Raw genomic sequence first — 19,079 nt, 5'->3', positions numbered from 1 at the left:
GAAAGATGTCGTTTAAGCGGACTGCTGATTTTCATCCGTCTCTTCCGTTTGCTATGATTTTATCTAACTGCCTGCCCGTGTACAAGCAATATCGGCAGGATAATCATAGGAGAGGATGTTGCTTATGAAGCTTCAAGGACGAACAGCCGTCATTACGGGAGCGGCATCGGGAATGGGCAAAGAGATGGCATTGCTGTTCGCAAAGGAAGGCGCCAGCGTAGTCGTGGCGGATCTCAAGCAGGAGGCGGTGGATGCCGTCGCAAAAGCGATCCAGGAGGGAGGCGGCCGGGCAGTCGGCGTTGTCGCCAATGTGACCAAGGAGGAAGACGTCGCGGGCATGCTGGACAAAGCGATCGAGCAATTCGGCACCCTCGACATTCTGGTGAACAACGCCGGCATCATGGACAACTTCACCGCGGCGGGCAATGTGTCCGACGAGCTGTGGCAGCGTGTGCTGGACATTAATCTCACCGGTCCGATGCGCGCGATCCGCCGGGCGCTGCCGATTATGCAGAAGCAGGGGAAGGGCGTTATTGTGAACACAGCCTCCATCGGAGGATTGTTCGGTTCGCGTGCGGGTGCCGCGTATACCGCATCCAAGCATGGTCTTATCGGACTGACCAAGAATGTCGCCTTCCAGTATGCCAAGGAAGGCATCCGCTGCAACGCGATCGCTCCTGGCGGCGTCGAGACCAATATCGGAACCACCATCAATAATCCCGACCCGTTCGGCATGCAGGCGACGATGGCGGGAATGGAGCTGAATCGGACGGAGAGCGCCAAGCCGGAACAGATCGCAACGGTCGCGCTGTTCCTGGCTTCGGACGACTCTAGCTTTATGAACGGTTCGATCGTGACGGCGGACGGCGGATTGACTGCTTACTAGCGTTTCGCCGCTTCTCGTTCGTCTGGTCTGCAATCTTTTACAAGAGGCAGCCTCCGGATTCGTCCGGAGGCTGCTTTCGTTTGCCTGACGGTCGAATAGCCTATGCTGGCCACTGGCTATAGAAGTGCTCCTTCCAGGAGCAGGACCCCGTTCAGCGCTCGCCTGCGCCGGAATGGGGAGATGGGCAAGCAAAAAGCGGCGCCGGAAGGACGCCGCAGAACGTTCGGAGACATAAGTTAAGCAGGGGGCTAGTTCCACAGCCCTTATAATAATAGTTTACTTGACGCCGAAGGATAAGTCTATCTTTTTTGGAAAGTTTCCCCTATTGTAGGAAGACCCGGCCGGGGAGACGTGCACAAAAGGAGAGTGAAGAAATGGCGGAGTATGAATGGGACGGCAGGATCGAGTATTTGAGAAGAACGCGGGATACGATGTACAACGACGATTATTTGGCCTTTCTTGTGGAGAAGGTGTGGAGGATCGAACGCCCGGTACGCATGATCGATTACGGCTGCGGCTACGGCTATCTCGGCTGGAAGCTGCTGCCGCTGCTGCCCGAGGGCTCCACCTATACGGGAGTGGATAAGGGCCCGAAGCTCCTGTCCGCTGCCCGCGAGCTGTTCGCAGGAACGTCCTATGACGTGCAATGGATCGAGGGAGATCTCGAGACGCTGGCGATGGAGCGGCGCTACGACCTGGCGGTCAGCCATACTTTTCTCATGCATATGAAGCAGCCAAAGGAAGTGCTGCTGAGGATGATCGACAGCGTAAGCAGCGGGGGGCTGGTCGCCTGCTTCGAAGCGAACTGGATCGCGAACAGCGCCAATTTCTATGCGGACGGCATCGAGCAGTCGGAGTTGATTCCGCTCGGTTTTCTGCAGCGTCTTTTCGAAGGGGACACAAGAAGGGACGGCAAAGACGGCAACATTGGGATCAAGCTGCCGGTCTATTTCCGCCAGCTGGGGCTGAAGGACGTGCAGTGCCGGATGAGCGACAAGGTGAATCTGCTGGACCCAAACGGAGAGGCGGGAGAGAGAGAACGGCTGCTGGCCGGTCTGCGGCCGGGCGTTCCAGGCGATCGGGGAGCCTTCGTCCAGGGCCTCCTCGCGCGGGGCGCGACGGCAGAAGAAGCGGAGCGGCAGTACGACAGCGAAGTCCGGTATGCTCAAGCGTTCGACGGACTGACCTTCCTCGTCAATGCGCCCAGCATGAAGATCACGTTCGGAACGGTTGAGCGGGACGGCTGACGAAGCCGCAGGCGATCGGGTTCGCCGGAGGGCGGAGCAAGAGAGAGGGCCATTCGCCTCTCTGGCAGACGACGGGCGATGTGGTAAACTTAGGGAAAACGAACGATGGTGGGAGAACGGATGAAGAAACGGGTTACGATTCACGATATTGCGAAGCTGGCGGGCGTCTCGTCCGCCACCGTCTCGCGCGTCCTGAGCAACAGCGGCTATCCGGTGAGCGACAAGGTGCGTTGCCGAATTCAAGAGCTGGCGGACGAGCTGCACTACATTCCGAACCAGATCGGCAAGCAGCTGAAGACGGATATCAACCGGACGATCGGCGTCATCATTCCCTCGATCAGCAATCCGTTCTATGCGGCGGCTACGCTCGGTATCGAGGAGACGGCCCGGAAGAACGGGTATCAGGTGTTTCTGTGCAACTCCCGGCAGGATGGCCGTCTGGAGGAAGCCTACCTGCAGACTCTCTTCGAAAAACAGGTGAAGGGCGTCATCCTCTCGTCTATCTCCGGCAGCCGGGATCCGATCGAGCGGCTGATTCGCCTAGGCCTGCAGCTTGTCGCCATCGATCAGCCGCTGGACGTGACAGAGGCGGTCCAGATCGGCTTCGATTATCGGCAGGGAGGGCGTATGGCGGCGCTGCACTTGATCGGGCAGGGGCATCGCGCGATCAGCTATGTAACCGCTTCGCTCGACAGGCCGAGCCGCAGGCAAATCTACGAAGGCTTCACGGAGGCGCTTCATGAGGCAGGCTTATCGCTGCCGGAAGGGTATTTGCAGATCACGGAGGAGTCGGTGCTGCGCGAGTCGGCCGAAGGAAGCTTCGAATGCGAGAACGGTCGGGCGCTGGCACGCAAGCTGCTGGCGCTGCCGGCGAGACCGACGGCGATCTTCGCCTGCAACGATATGACCGCCTTTGGCGTCCTCCAGCAATGCGCGGCCGAAGGAGTGTCCGTGCCGGACGATGTTTCGGTGATGGGCTTCGACGACATCCTTTTCAGCTCTATGGTCAGTCCGGGGCTCACTACGATCAAGCAGCCGGATTACGAGATGGGTAGGCTCGCTTGCGAGGTGCTGCTCGCCCGGCTAGACGAGAGCGGCCTAGAGGAGAAGCAGGAAGAGGCGGGGCAGAAGCTGCTGAAGCCGAGGCTGATCGAGCGCGCCTCCGTCAAGAGACTGGACTAGCGGCGGCGCGGAACAGCCCCGAATGGAAAAAAGAGGGTGTTCCTCCGGCGCCCGTTGTGATAAACTACCCGTATAGTAATCGATTACTATTATCCAGCTTTTCTTCTGTATGCATCCTCCCGGAGGTGGAATCGCATGAAAAGGTATGTGCTGGTCGGAGCCGGCGCGAGAGCCCGCGGCATGTTCGCGAGGCCGTTCGCCGAGGAACTGACCGGCCGGGTTCAGCTCGTGGGCGTCTATGACGCCAATCGGATCCGTTCCCGTCTGCTGAACGACGATTACGGTCCGTTCCCTGTCTATGAGGGGTTCGGGCAAATGCTGCAGCAGGCCGCTCCCGATGCGGTGATCGTCGCCTCCTCGGACGATACGCATCACGACTTCATCGTGCAGGCGTTGGAGGCGGGCTGTGACGTCGTCTCGGAGAAGCCGATGACAATTGACAGCGACAAGTGCAAGGCGATCCGGGAGGCGGAGGCGCGAACCGGACGCCGGGTGACGGTGACCTTCAATCTCCGGTTCGTTCCGTATCTGGCGAGAGTACGGCAATTGCTCATGGAGAACGTGATCGGCCAGGTACAGCACGTCTCGCTCGACTGGCGCCTCGACCGCCGGCACGGCGCAGATTACTTTCGCCGCTGGCATGCCCGAATGGAACGGAGCGGAGGGCTGCTCGTCCACAAGGCGACGCATCACTTCGATCTGATCAACTGGTGGCTGGACAGCCGTCCCGAGACCGTGCAGGCGTTCGGCAGGCTGGCGTTTTACGGGCCGAACCGGGAAGTGAGAGAGGAGCGCTGTCTGACCTGCTCCCACCGGACGTCATGCGAGCTGTACTACGACCTGCACGGGGACGCCGATAACCGGAGGCTCTACCTGGAGGCCGAGCGGGAGGACGGCTACATCCGAGACCGCTGCGTGTTCGGAGAGCATATCGATATTTATGATACGATGACCGTCCATGTCCGTTACGACAATGGAACGCTGCTCGACTACTCACTGGTCGCCTACAGTCCGGACGAAGGGTGGAAAGCGACCCTGACCGGCACGCATGGCCGGATGGAGATCGGGGAGGTCTACAGCGGACCACTCGCGCAATCGGACGTCCAGAACATCCTCATTACGCTGACGTCGGGCGAGCAAATCGTCCACCGCGTTCCTTCCGTTCGCCATGGACACGGAGGCGGAGACGAACGGCTGCGCCGCATGATCTTCTTAGGGGATTTGCCCGATCCGCTCGGCCAGCAGGCAGGGAGCGAGGCGGGAGCCTACTCGCTGCTGATCGGAGCCGCTGCCAATCTGTCGATCGCTGGCGGCGGACCCGTTTCGATATCCGACTTGCTGTAACGTCCTGACTTTCTAGACCAATCTCCAAAGGAGGGATCCTATGCATTTGACCATTCACGACAACGCCGAAAAGCTGGGAGAGGCGGCCGCCGCCAAGGCGGCAGAGGTGCTGGACGCCCGCATCCGCGAGCAGGGAAAAGCCCGCCTCGTGCTGTCAACCGGAGCTTCTCAGTTTTCGTTCCTGCGAGCGCTTGCGCAGGAGAGGGTGGATTGGAGCCGGGTCGAGATGTTTCACCTCGACGAATATGTCGGCCTGCCCGAGTCTCATCCCGCCAGCTTTCGGAAGTATTTGAAAGAACGGTTCCTGTCGTTCGCGCCCGTCGCGAAGGCTCACCTCGTTGACGGGGAAGGGGAGCTCGACTCTGTCCTGGCCAGCCTATCCGCAGCGATCCGGGAAGCGCCAATTGATCTCGCCTTGATCGGGATCGGCGAAAACGCCCATATCGCCTTCAACGACCCGCCGGCCGATTTCGACGCAGAAGAGCCGTACAAGGTTGTCGAGCTGGACGACGCATGCAAGGCGCAGCAGGTCCGAGAGGGCTGGTTCCCCTCGGCCGGCGAGGTGCCGAGACAGGCGATCACCATGACCGTGCCGCAGATTATGGCTTGCCGGACGATTCTCTCATGCGTCCCGTACCGGGTCAAGGCCGAGGCGATCCGCCGGACGCTCGAAGAGGAGGTAACGCCTCTCGTCCCGGCGTCTATCCTGAAGCGGCACGGCGACTGGTGGCTGTACCTCGACCGGGAATCGGCCTCGGCGCTGCCCGATGCGGGGAAGGAGCAGCAGGAGCGGACATAGAGTAGAAGCAAGCCGACGGCCGGCAATGCCACGATTCCGTACGTAAGCGATGTTCGACCGTCTCGCCAATTCGCTATCCTAACAAACACCCCCAGCCAGAAGCCCGGCTGCCTCTGCTTGCAGAGACTTATTCGGGCCCTTCAACGGCTGGGGGTGTTTGTGCTGGCCGGTTATACGGCCGGTCTCCTCAGGCTCCGGCACTACCGGCTCCTGACGTATTCGGTTTCGGCTTGGGCATCTTCTTGCCGTTCTTCTGCGGCAGATTCTTCTCCCTGCCAGAGCAGCCGCATCTCGGGGCTGGTCGCGAGCAGCTCGCTCAGCGTGCCCTCCGCTTCGAGGCGCCCGTCCTTCAGCACGAGGATATGGTCGGCACGGGCAAGAGCGGCGCGCCTGTGCGACACGGCGATGCACGTCACGTCCCGTTCCTTGAACAGACGCTCCCAGAGCACCTTCTCGGTCTCAACGTCGAGCGCGCTCGACAGATCGTCGAACAGCAGCAGATCCGCCTGTGTCATCATCATACGGGCCGTGGCCGCCCGCTGGATCTGGCCACCGGACAGCATGACGCCTCTAGGCCCGACATACGTATCGAGTCCATGTTCGAGCTCTCGAAGATCCTGCTCCATGACGGAGAGGCGGATAGCCCTATCCATCGAATCGCCGGAATCTTCCCGGCCGAGCAGAATGTTCTCCCGCAGCGGATCGCTGAACAGCCGGGGAACCTGGGGCGTGTAGGCTGCCCGCGGCGGGATAAGGAAGGAAGCGGGTGCAATCGCGCGTCCGTTCCATTGCACCGTTCCTTGCTGCGCGGACAGCAGGCCGAGCAGCGTCCGGACGAGAGTCGATTTGCCGGAGCCGATCCGGCCGGTAATGACGAGGAACTTGCCTCTCTCCAGCCGGAAGTCAATGCTGCGGATGCCATTCTCCGTTCCAGGATAGCAATAGGTTAGGTTCTTCGCTTCAAGCGACACAAGACGGTCCGCGGGATTCTCGGATTCTTCCGTTACGGCGGGCGGATCGCTGTACAGATAGAGCGGTATATGCTCAATCACGCGGTGGGCTTCGCCGGGACGGAACAGCACGCTCATCCGGTCGAGCGACACCTTCAGCCGTTTATGCTGGAACACCATGTACCCGAAGGAGGAGATGCTGAAGGCAAAGGTGGACAGGTACGAGGTGAACAGGGCGAAATCCCCGACAGTGAAGCGTCCCGCCTGCATCTCGGATGCGCACATAAGGAGGATGATGCCCGTGCTGATGTTCAGGACATGGTGGTTGAGCGATTTCATCCATTGGCGGAACAGATTGTCCTTGAGTGCTGCCAGCCGGCGAGCGTCGTTCAGCCGAACGAACCGGTTCAGGACGTGCTTCTCCGCCTGGCCGAGCTTCACTGCCTGGACGGCTCCGAACGTCTCGGCGATAAAGCCGGTGATCCGGCCGGTCGCTTCCCGGTTTAACTGGCTGTAGCGCCTCGCCCGATTGCCGGACAAGCTGTTCATGACGGTGACCACAACGAGCGGCAGGATCGCCACGAGGGTGATTTGCCAGTTAATCCGCGCCATAATGACGAGGGAGACGATCGTGAAGGCAAACCGGCCCCAAAAATCCACCCACGACTCAATGTATTCGACCGATTCGTTCACATCGTCCCGGAATCTGCTCATCGCCTCGCCCGGCGAGGCGGGTAGATTGCGGCCGGGCCAGCGCATAATGCCGGCCAGAATATTCGTGCGCAGTACGGCCAGCAGATGGTAATAGTACGTGATCCAACGATGGAAGGCGACGAAGAAGACGCCCACCCGCGTCACCCGGACGAGGGCGACCGCGATGAGGGGGACGGCGAGCCACACAAAATTGTGAGAGCCCGACGTCGTCCGGTCAAAGAACCACTGCATCCCAAGACCCATTAAGAGTGGAATGGAGTGAAAGACGCCCCACAGCAGGCCGTTGACGAGAAACAGCGAAGGCCGGAACTGCAGCAGGCGCCATACAAAACGGATTACGGTCACGCCAATTCCTCCTCTCGTCCGGTTCTCAGCAGCTTGCCGTAATGAGAATCGGGGTCGTTCGCGAGTTTCTCTCTCGGTCCGCATTCGAGAATCCGGCCGCCGCCCAGCACCAGAATGCGGTCCACCTTTTCGAGCGTCGACAGCCGGTGGGCGATGACGATACCCGTGCATTGGGCGAGCAGCTGATCCACCGCGACCTGGAGGGCGGCTTCGGTCGCCGCGTCGAGCCGCGAGGACGGCTCATCCAGGATGACCAGACTCGGCTGTGTCAGGAAGACGCGCGTCAAGGCGAACAGCTGCGCCTCTCCGGCGGACAGCGACGAACCGCCGGCCGACAGATGGCTGTCAAGGCCGTTCGGCATCGCGTCGATCCACTGCCGGAGACCGAGCCTCTCGGTCGTCTCCAAAATGCGCTCATCTGAGACGTCCGGGTTGAACAGCGTAAGATTGTCGCGCAGGGAGCCGTCGAACAGCTGCACGTCCTGGGTTACCATGCCGACGCGCCGGTACAGCGCCTCGAGGCGGAGCGTTCGGATGTCGACGCCGCCGACCCGGATGGTGCCGCTGTCCAGATTGTAGAGCCTGAGCAGCAGCCGGCTGATGCTGGACTTGCCGCTCCCGGTCCGTCCGACGATCCCGAGCCGCTCGCCGGGCCTTAGCGAGAACGTAATGTCGTGCAGCACCGGTTTGCCGGGGTTGTAGCTGAAGCGCACCTCATCGAAGTCCAGAGAGAGCGGACCGTCCGGCAAGGTGTCGCCAGTGCCCTCCAGAATCTCGGTGCGCGTGGCCAGCAGCTCGCCGGACCGCTGCAGACCCGATTTGGCACGTTGGAATTCCTGCATCTGGTTGCCGAGCTGCTCGATCGGATCGTTCAGCATCTGGGTATATTGATAGATGAGATAGAGCATGCCGAGCGACACAGTGCCGTCCAGATATTCGCGGACACCCATCAGCAGGACGGCGGTAACCGCGACGGCGAACAGGACGACCGTCGTGTTCCACGGAATAACCCGCAGCAGCCAGGCCTTCAGTCCGGTCTGGAACACCCGGCGCATCGCCCGGTGAAACCGGTTCATGATGTACGGCACGCTGCCGCTCGTCTGGACGTCCTCGATGCCGGCGATCCGTTCTTCGACGAACCCGAGCAGCCGGGCGCTCGCCTCCCGCTCTTCCTTGGTCGCGCGTACGCCCAGGTTGCGGATGACGACCATCGCGGCGATGGCCAGGCAGGTAAAGACGGTCATGACTAGCGCGATCGGCACGTTGACCGTGAACATGAAGCCGAGGATGCCTGCCAACAGGACGAAGCTGCCCACGATTTGGACAATGAACATGGCGAAGAAGTTGGACATGTTGGTGACGTCTCCGTCCACTCGCTCGATCATCTCGCCGGGGGTCTTCTTGTTGTGGAACCGCATGTCGAGCCGCAGCAGATGCTTCAGCAGGTCGCCGCGCAGCCGGTTCGTCGCCCGCCATGAGACGTCATTGCCGAGGTAGCTGACGCCTATGGTTAGAAACTGGTTGCTGACCGCGACAACGAGGTACACGCCTGCCAGCCCGAGCAGCTTGGCCGCGACGCCCTCCGTGGCGGCGGTGTCGATAAACCGCTGTATGATTTGCGGATTGACGAGCTGCAGCAGAGTGGTGAGGAGGAGAAGCAGCAGGAGGATGAGCATCCGTCCTTTGACCGGGCGAAGGTAGCGAAGCAGCCAGGTCATCGAGATTTGATTGTTGTTGTTCATGCAGATGACCTCCTATAGATAAATGCTGGCACTGATCCTGACTCACCGTGAAGGGAGAGCCGTTTTTTGGAAATAAGTTTCATCTTACACGATACAAATCCAGTTGCAAGGGATAGAATGGATATAACAAACTAGGAGGACCGGGAAGCCGATGGCCGCCCGAGCGAGTCCTTCCTGAGGAGGCTGCGCCATGCGCCACATTACGAATACGTTCGTGCTGGTCGCCCCGGATTGTCCGGTGGAAACCAGCGAAATTCCAAAAGCAAAGCCGGATGCACGGCCATCTATACCGCGGCTGCAGTACGAGCTGCTGACCGAATCTCCCTATCGTTATACGCTCGACGACCTGATCTACGAGGTTCATATCCGGCACAAGGAGATTCCCTCCGAGGAGCTGGAGAGGCGGGGCGGCGGCGTCCGCGACGAGCTGCTGAGCAAGAGCCATCCGTGTATGCGCGCCTCCATGCTGGCCAAGAAATACGGGTGGGGCGTGCACTATAATGAAGAAGGAAAGCTGGCGCTCTATCCGGTCGAATCGGAGGAATATGCCCAATTCGCTCAGGGGAAGGCGGGGGAGATAGAGCTTGAGGTGGTCCGAGGCATGCGCAGCAAGCGGGAGTAGGCCGGCTATCGACCGCTGCTGGCCGATCGATCCGCAAACGGCAAGGAAGCATAAGGGCAACCTTAGGCTTCCTTTTTTTCCTATCTATAGCGGAACGACGTCGCCGGGCCTGCCTACTTGGCAAGGAGTGGCCGGACGCTATTCGTTCCGAACCGCCGGGTTGGCCTCCACAAGCGCTTCAGCCAGCTCCCAAAGCTTCGGCAGAAACCGCAAATTGTCCTCCCTGCGTCCGGCCAGGCTATCTATCGTAAGAACGCCCAGGTCGTCAAGCAAAGCCTCGAACGCGGGAAGGAGTTCTATGCCTGTCTCTGGCGCATCCGCATCCAAGATCTTGTGGCAGCGGCAATACGTCGCCGCGATCCAGAAGACCGCTTCGCGATGAAAGCCGCTGCGGATCAAAGCCCGGCTGCCGTCGATCGCGATGGGCCGCGCGTCCGGACGGATGTCGGAGCGGAAGAAGAAAGGCGTGCGGGAGACGGCGGCCGCTGTATCGAACGTCCGTTCAAGCGCAGTCAGATGCCGCTCCACCCGTTCGGGGGAGAGATGTGCGCAGCCAAGCCGCTCCAGCAGCTCTTCGTAGAAGGCAAGACGGCCCGCCTGCTCCAGCACCTCCCGCGCGGCCAGGTAGCGCAGGCGAACGGTCGGATTGCGGAGCGACGCGGCCAGGACGACATGCGTCATCACGCCGGTGGAGAACAGCCAGCCCATCGACCGGTCGGGAAGCGGCGCTTGCTGGTCGACCCCGCGGAGACCGTCCCGGCTCTTCCGCCAGGCGTGCTCGCAGCGGCGGAGCACCCAGGAGCGGGCAGCGAATTGTTCGGAGACCTGACGCTGAAGACGGCCCAGCCAGCCGGTCGGATCGGCCAGAACCGTATCGACCCGGAAGCTGCCCGCCAGCTGATAAGCGGAGAGCACCTGCTCGGCGGAGGCGAGCTGGCTGGCGGGCAGGTAGGACACCTCCAGCAGGACGCCCATGTACAAAAACTTGCCCGGCTTGACCTGCGGTTCCTCGTCCTCCGTGACGAGGACGATGTCGACATCCGACGTGGCGGGAAGCTCGGCTTCTTCCGGCATCCCTACCGTCGAGCCGCTGATGTAAGCGCCGAGGAATCCGGGCAGCCGGAGGGCGTTCTCTTGCACCCACTCCATCGCCGCGTTACGCGCTTCCTTGATTTTCATCGCTTTCGCTCCTTTTACGCTTGTAATCCATCATTTCCCAGTCTATGCCAAGCATTCTAGCATAAACGGAAATGGACGGGGAAGCGGTTTCTTATTTGGCCGCATGGAGAAAGGACATCTAATGTCCTGATGAGGAGACCAGTCGAGGCTACCTGTCTAAAGAGGCAAGAGTTCTATATGCGGCGGGTCCCTCGTATTCCCGATCTGTCGCATGAAGAGCGCCCTCAATAAAAGACAATTTGTTCCACCCGTTGGATCCCTTCACCGCCATTGACACTCCGGTAGGCTGGTGATAGCATAGGGGTGAATTTTTGGATATCCAACTACTGTTTTGTATATTAAACGATCTGGAGTCCGAGAAAGCCGCTTCTCATGGTGCTCAGTCGCCTTTTTTGTAAGCCCTTACAGGTTAAACTGCGCCTCGCCGGACTGCCGAGGGCTGGGAGACGGAGCACGGGGAGCAAGGCACGGCTAGTCCATCCCAAACGTCAGGAGGAGAGTGCAGATGACGTCGAGCGAACACACAGCGGCTCGCGACCGCATCCGGGAATGGACCCGGCGGAACCGCGGCGAGCTTATTGATCTCGTAAGCGAGCTGGTGACGCACGACACCGTCAACCGCGTCGTGACCGGGAACGAGAAGGCGTGCCAGGAGGCTCTGCTTGCGAGACTCCTGCGATACGGCTTCGAGGCGGAGCTTTATGAGCTTGAGGACCTTCCGGGGTTTCGCAGCCATCCGGCCTATTATCCCGGCAAGGATTACCGGGGCCGGCCCAACGTTTGCGCGGAGTGGCGCGGGACCGGCGGCGGACGCTCGCTTCTGTTCTCGAGCCACATCGACACGGCGGCGGCAGCGCCTGGCTGGCCGGCCGACCCTTTCACGACCCGAGTGGAGGACAATCGGCTGTATGGAATCGGATCCTTCGACATGAAGGGCGGTCTCGCCGCCAGCATACTGGCTGTTCGCTGTCTGATGGAGCTCGGTATCCGGCTCCGGGGCGATGTCCTTCTCGAATCGGTCGTCGACGAGGAGTTCGGCGGAGCGAACGGGACCGTCGCAGGCCGGGCGAAAGGAACGCGGGCGGACGCCGTCGTCATCCCCGAGCCTACGAATCTGGCACTGTACGCGGCAACCCGCGGAGGCGCCCTCTGGCGCGTCACCTTCCGCGGAACGACGGGGCTGGCCTTCAGCGGGGAGACGCTGCACAATCCGGCTCAGGATGCCGCCAGGTTCATCGTCTTCCTCGAAGCGTTCGAGCGGGAAAGGGCCCAATCGTCCGGTCCCGAGCCGTGGTACGGCGACAGCCGGGAGACGCTGCCGATTCTGGTCACGCGGCTTGAGGCGGGCGATCTGACCGCGCCGCTGTGCGACGTCGGCCCGGTCGAATGCCACGTCGATCTCTGGGTGGAGTGCTATCCGGGCGTAACCGAAGAGATGCTGAAGGAGTCGCTGCTGCTGGGCTACGAGCGGTTTTGCGGGCAAACGCTGGAGGAAGGGCTCGCCCAGCCGGAATTCCGCAAAATGATCCGCTTCCTGCCGGGCACATCGGTCGATCCTTCCTGTCCGCTTATTCCGGTGCTCTCTCGCGAGATCGAAGCGGCTACAGGGAGGCCGGCGTCCGTAACCGGCTCGCCATTCGCGTGCGACGCCTTCGTCTTCAACGAATATGGAGCTGGCCCGGCTCTCATTCTCGGACCGTCCGGCGCCAACGCGCATGCGCCGGACGAATATGTCGAGCTGGACAGCCTCGAGCTGCTGATCGAAATATACGCCTCCGCCCTCATTCGCTGGTGCGGAGTGCAGGAGGAGGACTAACGACATGAGAAAAGCCGTCCATACGGCCCGTGCTTCTGCGGGCAACGGCCCGTATTCGCAAGGCATCGCGACAGGCAATCTGCTGTTCGTCTCCGGGCAGGGCCCCCTCGATGCGGACGGCCGGATCGTCGAAGGAGGCATCGAGGAACAGACGCGTCTGACGATGGACAACGTCAAAGCCATCGTTGAAGCGGCAGGATACTCGATGGACGACGTCGTCAAGGTTGGGGTCTTTCTGGAAAACCTGGCCGACTTTGAGCGGTTCAATGCCGTCTATGTGACGTATTTTCAAGCCCCGCTGCCCGCGCGAACGTGCGTGCAGGCCGTCCTAGACGGCATCAAGGTGGAGATCGACGCGATTGTCTGCCGGACGGACTAAGACGGCGAAAGAAAGGAGGGAGCCCCGCTGTCCGAAAGCATCGACAGCCCGGAGACGGTCAGCTCGTATATCGAGCGGTACGTGCCGCTCGGGCGTGCCGGGACGCCGGAGGATGTGGCGGGCGTGTTCGCGTTCCTCGCTTCGCGCGACGCCGCCTTCCTTACAGGCGAGAGCATTGTGGTAGACGACGGAGCTGGCGTTCTGATAGTGGCAGGGCTCTTTGCTTACTTTCACCCTCGTTCCCTCATGGGAGCGAGGGTTATTTGCGTTGTCCGGGCAAGCCTAGCTTTCCATTAAGTTCCAGAAAGGTTTTTTTCCTTCACATGAACTTTTTTGCCTCTTGCCCAGTCCTTTCGTAGAATCATCATTTCGCTATTGAAAAGGAGAAGCACCTGTGGATACATTCTTGTTCCAATGGATGAACGGCTGGGCGGCCGCTCACCCCGTTTTCCATCCTATCATTCGGTTTCTTGCCGAGGATGCTCAGTATTTGTTCCTTCTGGGTCTTCTCGTCTACGGGCTGTCCCGGTCAGAGGCAAAGCGGCGGATGGTTGTTTCCGCTCTGCTGTCCGCCTGCGTTGCTCTCGGTTTCTCGGGACTGCTCGGGACTTTGTTTTATCGGGATCGGCCTTTCGTTACCCATACCGTCTTTCAGTTGATCCCTCATGCGGCTAACGCTTCGTTTCCAAGCGATCATGCGACGGGAGCGTTTGTGGTGGCGACTGCGATCTTTCTCTTTAGGAAGAAAGACGGCATGCTCTGGCTGACGTTAGCTGCTCTCCTTGCGCTATCGCGGGTTTGGGCGGGCGTCCACTATCCATCGGATATAGCAGCAGGTGCCGCACTCGGCATCGTGTCCGCGGCAGGCGTCCATCTCGTGTTCGCTCGATCTCCAATCGCTGCTCGGCTCCTGGAAGCCGTATTGTCGGTCTGGGGAAAATGGGAGCGCAGGCTCTGGTACAAGCGGCCGAGCAGCAGGAAGGGATGAGGAGCCGATCATGAACGAAGCGACGTCACTTCGACGAGAGGACAACGCTCTTCGGCGAAAAGGAGGAAGCATGCAGATTACTTGGTTATACGTACTGCTCGCCGGTCTAGGATTCGGCTTGTATACGCTCATGATTTTGGGTAACCAACCCGTATATGAAAAAATTCTGTTCTGCGAGCTAGGGTCGGCATTGCTGATCATCAGCTGCGTCTTCGCCCTACGTTCCACGAACAAGCCTGAAGATTAAGTCGGTCATCCGATCTTTGGACAATAGAATTAGAATCCGCAGGTGGAACAAACTAACCTTCGCCACCCTGCATAATTAGCTGGCGAAGAGGATATTCACCCCCTTGGCTGCGGCAGTCCCTGCTTCATTCCGATCAGAAAGGGGGAGAGCATGCGTGGAGCAAGCGCTCGAACGTCTAATCAGACGGGCCAGGCAAGGAGACCAGGAAGCGTTCGCCCTGCTCGTGGGTCAATATAAGGACAAGGTATTCCGCTATGCCTACGGCATGCTGTCCGATCGGATGGAAGCGGAGGATGTCGCACAGGAGGCGTTCCTCAAAGCCTATACCTCTCTGGCCAAGCTGCAACAGGTCTACGCTTTTTCCTCTTGGCTTACCCAGATTGCCTCCCGCTTATGCTATGACCGCCTTCAGAAGCGAAAGCGGGAACAGCCAACAGATGACGATAGACTGGAGAGAATAGGCGGAAGTGAAAAAGGAGACCCGGACCTTTATCTGGACATCCGCCAGGCTATGAGAGCGCTAAGTCCGCAGCACAGGGAAGCCATTCTCCTCCGGGATGTGGAGGGCTACTCGTACGAGGAAATCGCCGCGATGCTAGAGATTCCGCTCGGGACGGTCAAATCACGGATTCGAAACGCTCGACTCCTGCTGCGCCAAGCAATAAAACTGGAAACGGAGGAGAACCATGGGGAAGCATATAGAGGATAAGCTGTCCGCTTATCTCGATGACGCGTTGACAACAGATGAGCGCATTGACGTGGAAGAGCACATGGACAGCTGTGCGGCATGTTCGGAAGCATTCCGCGAGTACGTGGCAGTTCGTGAGCTTGTCCGTACCGCATTTCATTCCGTGAAAGCGCCCGAACGCTTGGAGGAAGCGGTCATGGAGGCGATCCGCCCGATCCCCGCAGCCAAGCCGTCCAAGAGGTTCTTTTACGGGCTTGCCGCGTGTCTGCTGAGCTTGCTCATGCTCCTTGCGGTTCTATTTGCCATTATGGCTCCCTATACAACGACCTTGATTACCGTAGGCTATCGGGTCACGGACAACCTCCTTCAGGCGGCCGGCCACTATGTAAGCTCTCTTCCTTCCGCCTTCATCGGCCTCCTGGCAGGCGCTATCCTGCTGTTAACAGGTTCGGGACTTACCTTGAAAGCCCTGTTGAACCATAGCCCTTTGAAGGAGGGACCATCATGAGGCTATTCCGAATCCGGCTGCTTGCCTCGATCGTTCTGCTCGGCTCGCTGCTCGCCGTTCCTTTCACGGCGTATACAGCGGGCGTGTTTGCCCATCAAAGCACGAATGTCCCCGCCGATCAAACGCTGGATGATCTTGTCGTTCTTGGAGGCGATGCGACCATACACGGGACGGTGAATGACTCGGTCGTCGTGCTGAACGGGAATTTGAAGCTGACCGCGACCGCTCGGATACACGGGGTGATGCTGGTGGTGGGAGGAACGGTTGAGCAGGAGGAGGGGGCAGCGGTCTCGAATGCCATCCTGAACGTATCGTTCGATTCGGCGACTAGGAACAGCCTGCTGCTCGGCAGCGGTCTGGTGCTGGGCACTTGGCTCGTACAGTTGGCCGGGAGCGTGCTTCTTGTCCTTCTCACTACCGGAATCGTCTATTTTAGCAAAGAGAAGCTCCAATCCATTGTCGACAGGAGCCGCCGGTCTCCCGGCTACGTCCTGCTAGTCGGCTGTCTCAGCGGACTGATCCTCCTAGCGGTGACCATCCTGCTCTTCGTCACAGTCATCGGAATCCCTGTGGCGCTGATTATGAGCATGCTGCTTGCCGCCGCCTTTCTCGTGAGCTTCGCCGCGTTGAGCATGATGATCGGGGAAGGGTGGAACGGAATGCTGGGGCGGCCCCGCTGGATGGCGGCACTGGCAGGTGCCGTGTTGTTGGTCTCCTTACTCAATATCCCCTTTGTCGGCGGTTTGCTGCTGCTGGGATTCGTCTTGTTTTCGGTAGGGCATACAACGCTATGGGCAAGAGACAAGCTGACGAGGAGAAAAGCGGACTGAAAGGAGGACCCTATGGACTCGCATCATTTGTTATCGTTAGTCGCCCATTACGGGTATCTCGGCATCTTCTGCGCGCTGATGCTCGGCTTGATCGGTCTGCCGGTCCCCGACGAGGTGCTGATGGCGTTCTGCGGCTACCTCATTGCTACCGGCCGGCTGCATTATTTGCCGACCGTCCTGACGGCGGCGGCCGGCAGCTTCGTCGGCATGTCCTTCAGCTACTTCATCGGACGCCAATTCGGACGGCCGCTTCTGGAGAAGTACGGCAAGTATGTTCATTTGACTCCGGATAAATTCGATCGAACCCAGCATTGGCTGGACAAGTATGGAAAATTTGCGCTGACGTTAGGATACTTTGTCCCCGGATTACGGCATTTGACATCCTACAGTGCGGGAATCAGCAGATGGTCGTATGGGAGCTTCAGTCTGTACGTGGCGTCGGGAGCTGTGCTGTGGGCCGCCTCGTTCATTACGCTCGGCATGTATTTGGGCGAGCATTGGCACAGAGTCCTAATGACCGTCCATCGTTACTCGCTGCTGCTCATCCTTGCTTTGCTCGCGCTGGGGGGAGTCTATCTTGTGTACAGAAAAAGACGCCGCGTGAGGGCGGAGAGATAACGGAAGTGCGGCAGATGTCAGCCGTATACCGGAACCCGCTTCCAGAGCTTGGGACAAGGCAGCAAATTCTACACAGGATGCAACAAGTCTATGCAACGACAAAAGTGTCCCGGCCATTAGGCGGGACACTCTCGCTTTACAAGACTATAGACTTCTTCCCAACAGAGCCCCAGCTTGTTTTGCCATTGTCCGAGGGGGATAGGGCATCCCGTTCCGGATCCACCATTCGATTACCCCTACATAAGCATTCCCGGCGTATTGCAGCATGACATCCTCATATAACTCGGCATTTTTTCCGCTCTCTTTGTCAATTTCGCCTTTAAACCCTTCCATAATAAACTCCAGCAGTCGTGTGCGGAAGGAAGGCGCCCCCTTGCTCGCCAACATGGTCGAAAAAAACAAATAATTTTTCTCGAAGTATTCAAAGAAAGGTTCAAGGGCATTGCTCCAATCCAGCTTGCATGCCCATTCCCCCATTTCCTGTATTTCTTTGATATGTGCCTCGATCAGTTTATCCAATAAATCGAATTTATCCTGATAATGAAGATAAATGGTTCCACGGTTTACGTTTGCCCGGTCTGCGATATCCTAGATGGTTATGTCATGGCGGTGAAGCTGGCGCATGCCATGGGGGCGGAAGTTACGGTTCTGTCTCAATCCCTGAAGAAGAAAGAAGACGGGCTAAAGCTTGGCGCGGACGAATATTATGCCACGAGCGATCCGGAAACGTTCACGAAACTGCCTGGTTCGTTCGACCTGATCGTGAATACCGTAAGCGCGAAAGTCGATATGAATGCGTACCTTTCGCTGCTGGCGCTGGACGGCACGCTCGTCAATGTCGGCGCGCCGGCAGAGCCGCTGTCCGTAAACGTATTCTCCCTGATCGGCCATCGCCGGTCGTTTGCCGGATCGATGATCGGCGGCATCCGCGAAACGCAGGAGATGCTGGATTTCTGCGCAGAACACGGGATTACGCCCGAGATCGAGGTTATTTCCGCCAATCAGATCGATGAAGCGTGGGAACGGGTACTGGCTTCGGACGTCCGGCATCGGTTTGTGATCGATATCAGCACGATGGGGAATGAATAACCTTTGGTAATTCGACATGGCGTGACTGGAATCCGCTGCCGGAGAGCGGTACAATGAAGCAAATCCTATGATGATCCAAAGGAGAAGCGCTATGTGCCGCAATATCAAAACGCTGTATAACTTCGATCCGCCCGCTACGGAGGAGGAGATCCAGGCCGCCTCTCTCCAGTTCGTCCGCAAGCTCTCGGGATTCCAGAAGCCGTCTAAGGCGAATGAGGAGGCATTCCACAGGGCGATCGACGAGGTAGCGGAAGCGGCCGGTCGTCTGCTCGCCTCCCTCGTCACGAACGCGGAGCCCCGCAGCCGGGAGACTGAGCTTCTGAAAGCCCGCGAACGCTCCGCGAAGCGGTTCGGCACTCAGCCGTAAGCGTCCTTGCCGGCCCCGTCCCTCACCGTAACATTCCCAATACACCAAAAAGCCCGGCTGCATAGCAGCCGGGCTTTTTGGTGTCCGTACATTCAGGAATCGCAGCCGGCGAGAGCGGGCATCGGAGCCAGAAGCAGCGGGTGTTGCTGACCCGGTTGCGGCCGCACCGTTTGGAGACATAGAGTGCCTCGTCTGCTCGTCTCATCAGCGATTCGAGTGTATCTTGCTTCAGGTCCTCCGCTTGTACGACACCGAAGCTGCAGGTCACGGCAATCGGCCCTATGCCGGTCATCATTGGGCTCTCCACGAGCGCCGTCCGGATGCGCTCCGCCAGTGCGGCTGCCTCGGCCAGCGTACGAGAGGGGAGGCCGAGGACGAATTCCTCTCCACCGTAGCGGGCGAAGAGAGTGTCCTCCCGATCACGCCCCCGGCATACCGTTACCGCATGCACAATGGCCAGATCGCCCGTTTCGTGCCCGTACGTGTCGTTGATGCTCTTGAACCGGTCGATGTCGATTCATTGTACATACCGAAGGGCT

At 59.4% G+C, this 19,079-nt stretch carries 20 protein-coding genes and 2 pseudogenes; 17 read left to right on the top strand and 5 right to left on the bottom strand.

From position 1 onward, the window contains the following. Positions 1-124 precede the first annotated feature (124 nt). The 5 genes from KJS47_RS01975 to KJS47_RS01955 all read left to right on the top strand — a co-directional run bounded on the left by KJS47_RS01975 (position 125) and on the right by KJS47_RS01955 (position 5,458). On the top strand, positions 125-886 hold the full coding sequence (locus KJS47_RS01975; RefSeq protein ID WP_213522305.1) for an SDR family oxidoreductase: 762 nt from the start codon (positions 125-127) through the stop codon (positions 884-886). 374 nt (positions 887-1,260) lie between these two features. Further along, positions 1,261-2,133, top strand: a complete 873-nt coding sequence (locus KJS47_RS01970; protein ID WP_213522304.1) for a class I SAM-dependent methyltransferase — start codon at positions 1,261-1,263, stop codon at positions 2,131-2,133. Positions 2,134-2,253: 120 nt separating this feature from the next. Beyond that, on the top strand, positions 2,254-3,315 hold the full coding sequence (locus KJS47_RS01965; RefSeq protein ID WP_213522303.1) for a LacI family DNA-binding transcriptional regulator: 1,062 nt from the start codon (positions 2,254-2,256) through the stop codon (positions 3,313-3,315). 135 nt (positions 3,316-3,450) lie between these two features. Further along, complete coding sequence (locus KJS47_RS01960; RefSeq protein WP_213522302.1) at positions 3,451-4,659, top strand: Gfo/Idh/MocA family protein; 1,209 nt, start codon at positions 3,451-3,453, stop codon at positions 4,657-4,659. 40 nt (positions 4,660-4,699) lie between these two features. Continuing rightward, positions 4,700-5,458: a 6-phosphogluconolactonase gene (locus KJS47_RS01955; RefSeq protein WP_213522301.1), complete on the top strand. Its 759-nt coding sequence runs from the start codon at positions 4,700-4,702 to the stop codon at positions 5,456-5,458. 200 nt (positions 5,459-5,658) lie between these two features. Here KJS47_RS01955 and KJS47_RS01950 read toward each other — a convergent pair whose 3' ends face one another. Further along, positions 5,659-7,467 carry an ABC transporter ATP-binding protein gene (locus KJS47_RS01950; RefSeq protein ID WP_213522300.1) on the bottom strand — a complete coding sequence of 603 codons (1,809 nt, stop codon included), beginning with the start codon at positions 7,465-7,467 and terminating at the stop codon, positions 5,659-5,661. Beyond that, positions 7,464-9,209 carry an ABC transporter ATP-binding protein gene (locus tag KJS47_RS01945; protein ID WP_213522299.1) on the bottom strand — a complete coding sequence of 582 codons (1,746 nt, stop codon included), beginning with the start codon at positions 9,207-9,209 and terminating at the stop codon, positions 7,464-7,466. Before KJS47_RS01945 ends, KJS47_RS01950 begins: the two co-directional genes overlap by 4 nt. A gap of 190 nt (positions 9,210-9,399) precedes the next feature. Here KJS47_RS01945 and KJS47_RS01940 point away from each other — a divergent pair, with 190 nt between their 5' ends. Next, on the top strand, positions 9,400-9,831 hold the full coding sequence (locus KJS47_RS01940; protein ID WP_213522297.1) for a DUF6157 family protein: 432 nt from the start codon (positions 9,400-9,402) through the stop codon (positions 9,829-9,831). Positions 9,832-9,969: 138 nt separating this feature from the next. On the opposite strand, the gene KJS47_RS01935 is transcribed toward KJS47_RS01940, so the two are convergent. Then, a complete protein-coding gene (locus tag KJS47_RS01935; protein ID WP_213522295.1) occupies positions 9,970-11,010 on the bottom strand; it encodes a hypothetical protein in 1,041 nt (346 codons plus the stop codon). 505 nt (positions 11,011-11,515) lie between these two features. Between KJS47_RS01935 and KJS47_RS01930 the strand changes: the two genes are divergently transcribed. The 9 genes from KJS47_RS01930 (at position 11,516) to KJS47_RS01890 (ending at position 17,084) form a co-directional block, all read left to right on the top strand. Next, entirely contained in the window at positions 11,516-12,826 is a 1,311-nt protein-coding gene (locus tag KJS47_RS01930) for a M20 family metallopeptidase (protein WP_213522293.1), read from the top strand. A 4-nt stretch (positions 12,827-12,830) separates the two neighbouring features. After that, positions 12,831-13,205: a Rid family detoxifying hydrolase gene (locus KJS47_RS01925; RefSeq protein ID WP_213522292.1), complete on the top strand. Its 375-nt coding sequence runs from the start codon at positions 12,831-12,833 to the stop codon at positions 13,203-13,205. A gap of 27 nt (positions 13,206-13,232) precedes the next feature. Further along, a complete protein-coding gene (locus KJS47_RS01920) occupies positions 13,233-13,502 on the top strand; it encodes an SDR family oxidoreductase (protein ID WP_213524919.1) in 270 nt (89 codons plus the stop codon). A gap of 97 nt (positions 13,503-13,599) precedes the next feature. Further along, positions 13,600-14,193, top strand: coding sequence for an undecaprenyl-diphosphatase (locus KJS47_RS01915; protein WP_249716048.1), 594 nt, complete (start codon positions 13,600-13,602; stop codon positions 14,191-14,193). Positions 14,194-14,203: 10 nt separating this feature from the next. Beyond that, complete coding sequence (locus tag KJS47_RS01910) at positions 14,204-14,440, top strand: hypothetical protein (protein WP_213522291.1); 237 nt, start codon at positions 14,204-14,206, stop codon at positions 14,438-14,440. Between the two features lie 154 nt (positions 14,441-14,594). Next, the gene (locus tag KJS47_RS01905) at positions 14,595-15,149 is read left to right on the top strand and encodes an RNA polymerase sigma factor (protein ID WP_213522290.1); all 555 of its coding nucleotides are present in this window, start codon (positions 14,595-14,597) and stop codon (positions 15,147-15,149) included. Continuing rightward, the gene (locus KJS47_RS01900) at positions 15,127-15,636 is read left to right on the top strand and encodes an anti-sigma factor family protein (RefSeq protein WP_213522289.1); all 510 of its coding nucleotides are present in this window, start codon (positions 15,127-15,129) and stop codon (positions 15,634-15,636) included. Before KJS47_RS01905 ends, KJS47_RS01900 begins: the two co-directional genes overlap by 23 nt. Beyond that, positions 15,633-16,466, top strand: a complete 834-nt coding sequence (locus KJS47_RS01895) for a hypothetical protein (RefSeq protein WP_213522288.1) — start codon at positions 15,633-15,635, stop codon at positions 16,464-16,466. The genes KJS47_RS01900 and KJS47_RS01895 overlap by 4 nt, the downstream gene beginning before the upstream one ends. 12 nt (positions 16,467-16,478) lie before the next feature. Continuing rightward, complete coding sequence (locus tag KJS47_RS01890; RefSeq protein ID WP_213522287.1) at positions 16,479-17,084, top strand: DedA family protein; 606 nt, start codon at positions 16,479-16,481, stop codon at positions 17,082-17,084. 144 nt (positions 17,085-17,228) lie between these two features. Here the strand turns inward: KJS47_RS01890 and KJS47_RS01885 are convergent. Continuing rightward, a pseudogene (locus KJS47_RS01885) lies at positions 17,229-17,672 on the bottom strand (TetR/AcrR family transcriptional regulator); the annotation flags it as partial. Positions 17,673-17,687: 15 nt separating this feature from the next. Between KJS47_RS01885 and KJS47_RS01880 the strand changes: the two are divergent. Both KJS47_RS01880 and KJS47_RS01875 read left to right on the top strand, forming a co-directional pair. Then, positions 17,688-18,173, top strand: a pseudogene (locus tag KJS47_RS01880) (zinc-binding dehydrogenase); the annotation flags it as partial. A 91-nt stretch (positions 18,174-18,264) separates the two neighbouring features. Next, complete coding sequence (locus tag KJS47_RS01875; protein WP_213522286.1) at positions 18,265-18,540, top strand: DUF2277 domain-containing protein; 276 nt, start codon at positions 18,265-18,267, stop codon at positions 18,538-18,540. Between the two features lie 22 nt (positions 18,541-18,562). Here KJS47_RS01875 and KJS47_RS01870 read toward each other — a convergent pair whose 3' ends face one another. Further along, positions 18,563-19,051 (bottom strand): GGDEF domain-containing protein, encoded by a 489-nt coding sequence (locus KJS47_RS01870; RefSeq protein WP_283772066.1) that lies wholly within the window; start codon positions 19,049-19,051, stop codon positions 18,563-18,565. Positions 19,052-19,079: the final 28 nt, after the last annotated feature.

Source organism: Paenibacillus sp. J31TS4, assembly GCF_018403265.1.
Taxonomy (GTDB): Bacteria; Bacillota; Bacilli; order Paenibacillales; family NBRC-103111; genus J31TS4.
Note: the sequence above shows the minus strand (reverse complement) of the source record. Positions and strands in the feature narration are given on the sequence as shown.

Coding starts and splice junctions, on each gene's coding strand:
- KJS47_RS01975 (WP_213522305.1), top strand. CDS start 125: ATGAAGCTTCAAGGACGAACAGCCGTCATTACGGGAGCGGCATCGGGA.
- KJS47_RS01970 (WP_213522304.1), top strand. CDS start 1,261: ATGGCGGAGTATGAATGGGACGGCAGGATCGAGTATTTGAGAAGAACG.
- KJS47_RS01965 (WP_213522303.1), top strand. CDS start 2,254: ATGAAGAAACGGGTTACGATTCACGATATTGCGAAGCTGGCGGGCGTC.
- KJS47_RS01960 (WP_213522302.1), top strand. CDS start 3,451: ATGAAAAGGTATGTGCTGGTCGGAGCCGGCGCGAGAGCCCGCGGCATG.
- KJS47_RS01955 (WP_213522301.1), top strand. CDS start 4,700: ATGCATTTGACCATTCACGACAACGCCGAAAAGCTGGGAGAGGCGGCC.
- KJS47_RS01945 (WP_213522299.1), bottom strand. CDS start 9,209: ATGAACAACAACAATCAAATCTCGATGACCTGGCTGCTTCGCTACCTT.
- KJS47_RS01940 (WP_213522297.1), top strand. CDS start 9,400: ATGCGCCACATTACGAATACGTTCGTGCTGGTCGCCCCGGATTGTCCG.
- KJS47_RS01935 (WP_213522295.1), bottom strand. CDS start 11,010: ATGAAAATCAAGGAAGCGCGTAACGCGGCGATGGAGTGGGTGCAAGAG.
- KJS47_RS01930 (WP_213522293.1), top strand. CDS start 11,516: ATGACGTCGAGCGAACACACAGCGGCTCGCGACCGCATCCGGGAATGG.
- KJS47_RS01925 (WP_213522292.1), top strand. CDS start 12,831: ATGAGAAAAGCCGTCCATACGGCCCGTGCTTCTGCGGGCAACGGCCCG.
- KJS47_RS01910 (WP_213522291.1), top strand. CDS start 14,204: ATGAACGAAGCGACGTCACTTCGACGAGAGGACAACGCTCTTCGGCGA.
- KJS47_RS01900 (WP_213522289.1), top strand. CDS start 15,127: ATGGGGAAGCATATAGAGGATAAGCTGTCCGCTTATCTCGATGACGCG.
- KJS47_RS01895 (WP_213522288.1), top strand. CDS start 15,633: ATGAGGCTATTCCGAATCCGGCTGCTTGCCTCGATCGTTCTGCTCGGC.
- KJS47_RS01890 (WP_213522287.1), top strand. CDS start 16,479: ATGGACTCGCATCATTTGTTATCGTTAGTCGCCCATTACGGGTATCTC.
- KJS47_RS01875 (WP_213522286.1), top strand. CDS start 18,265: ATGTGCCGCAATATCAAAACGCTGTATAACTTCGATCCGCCCGCTACG.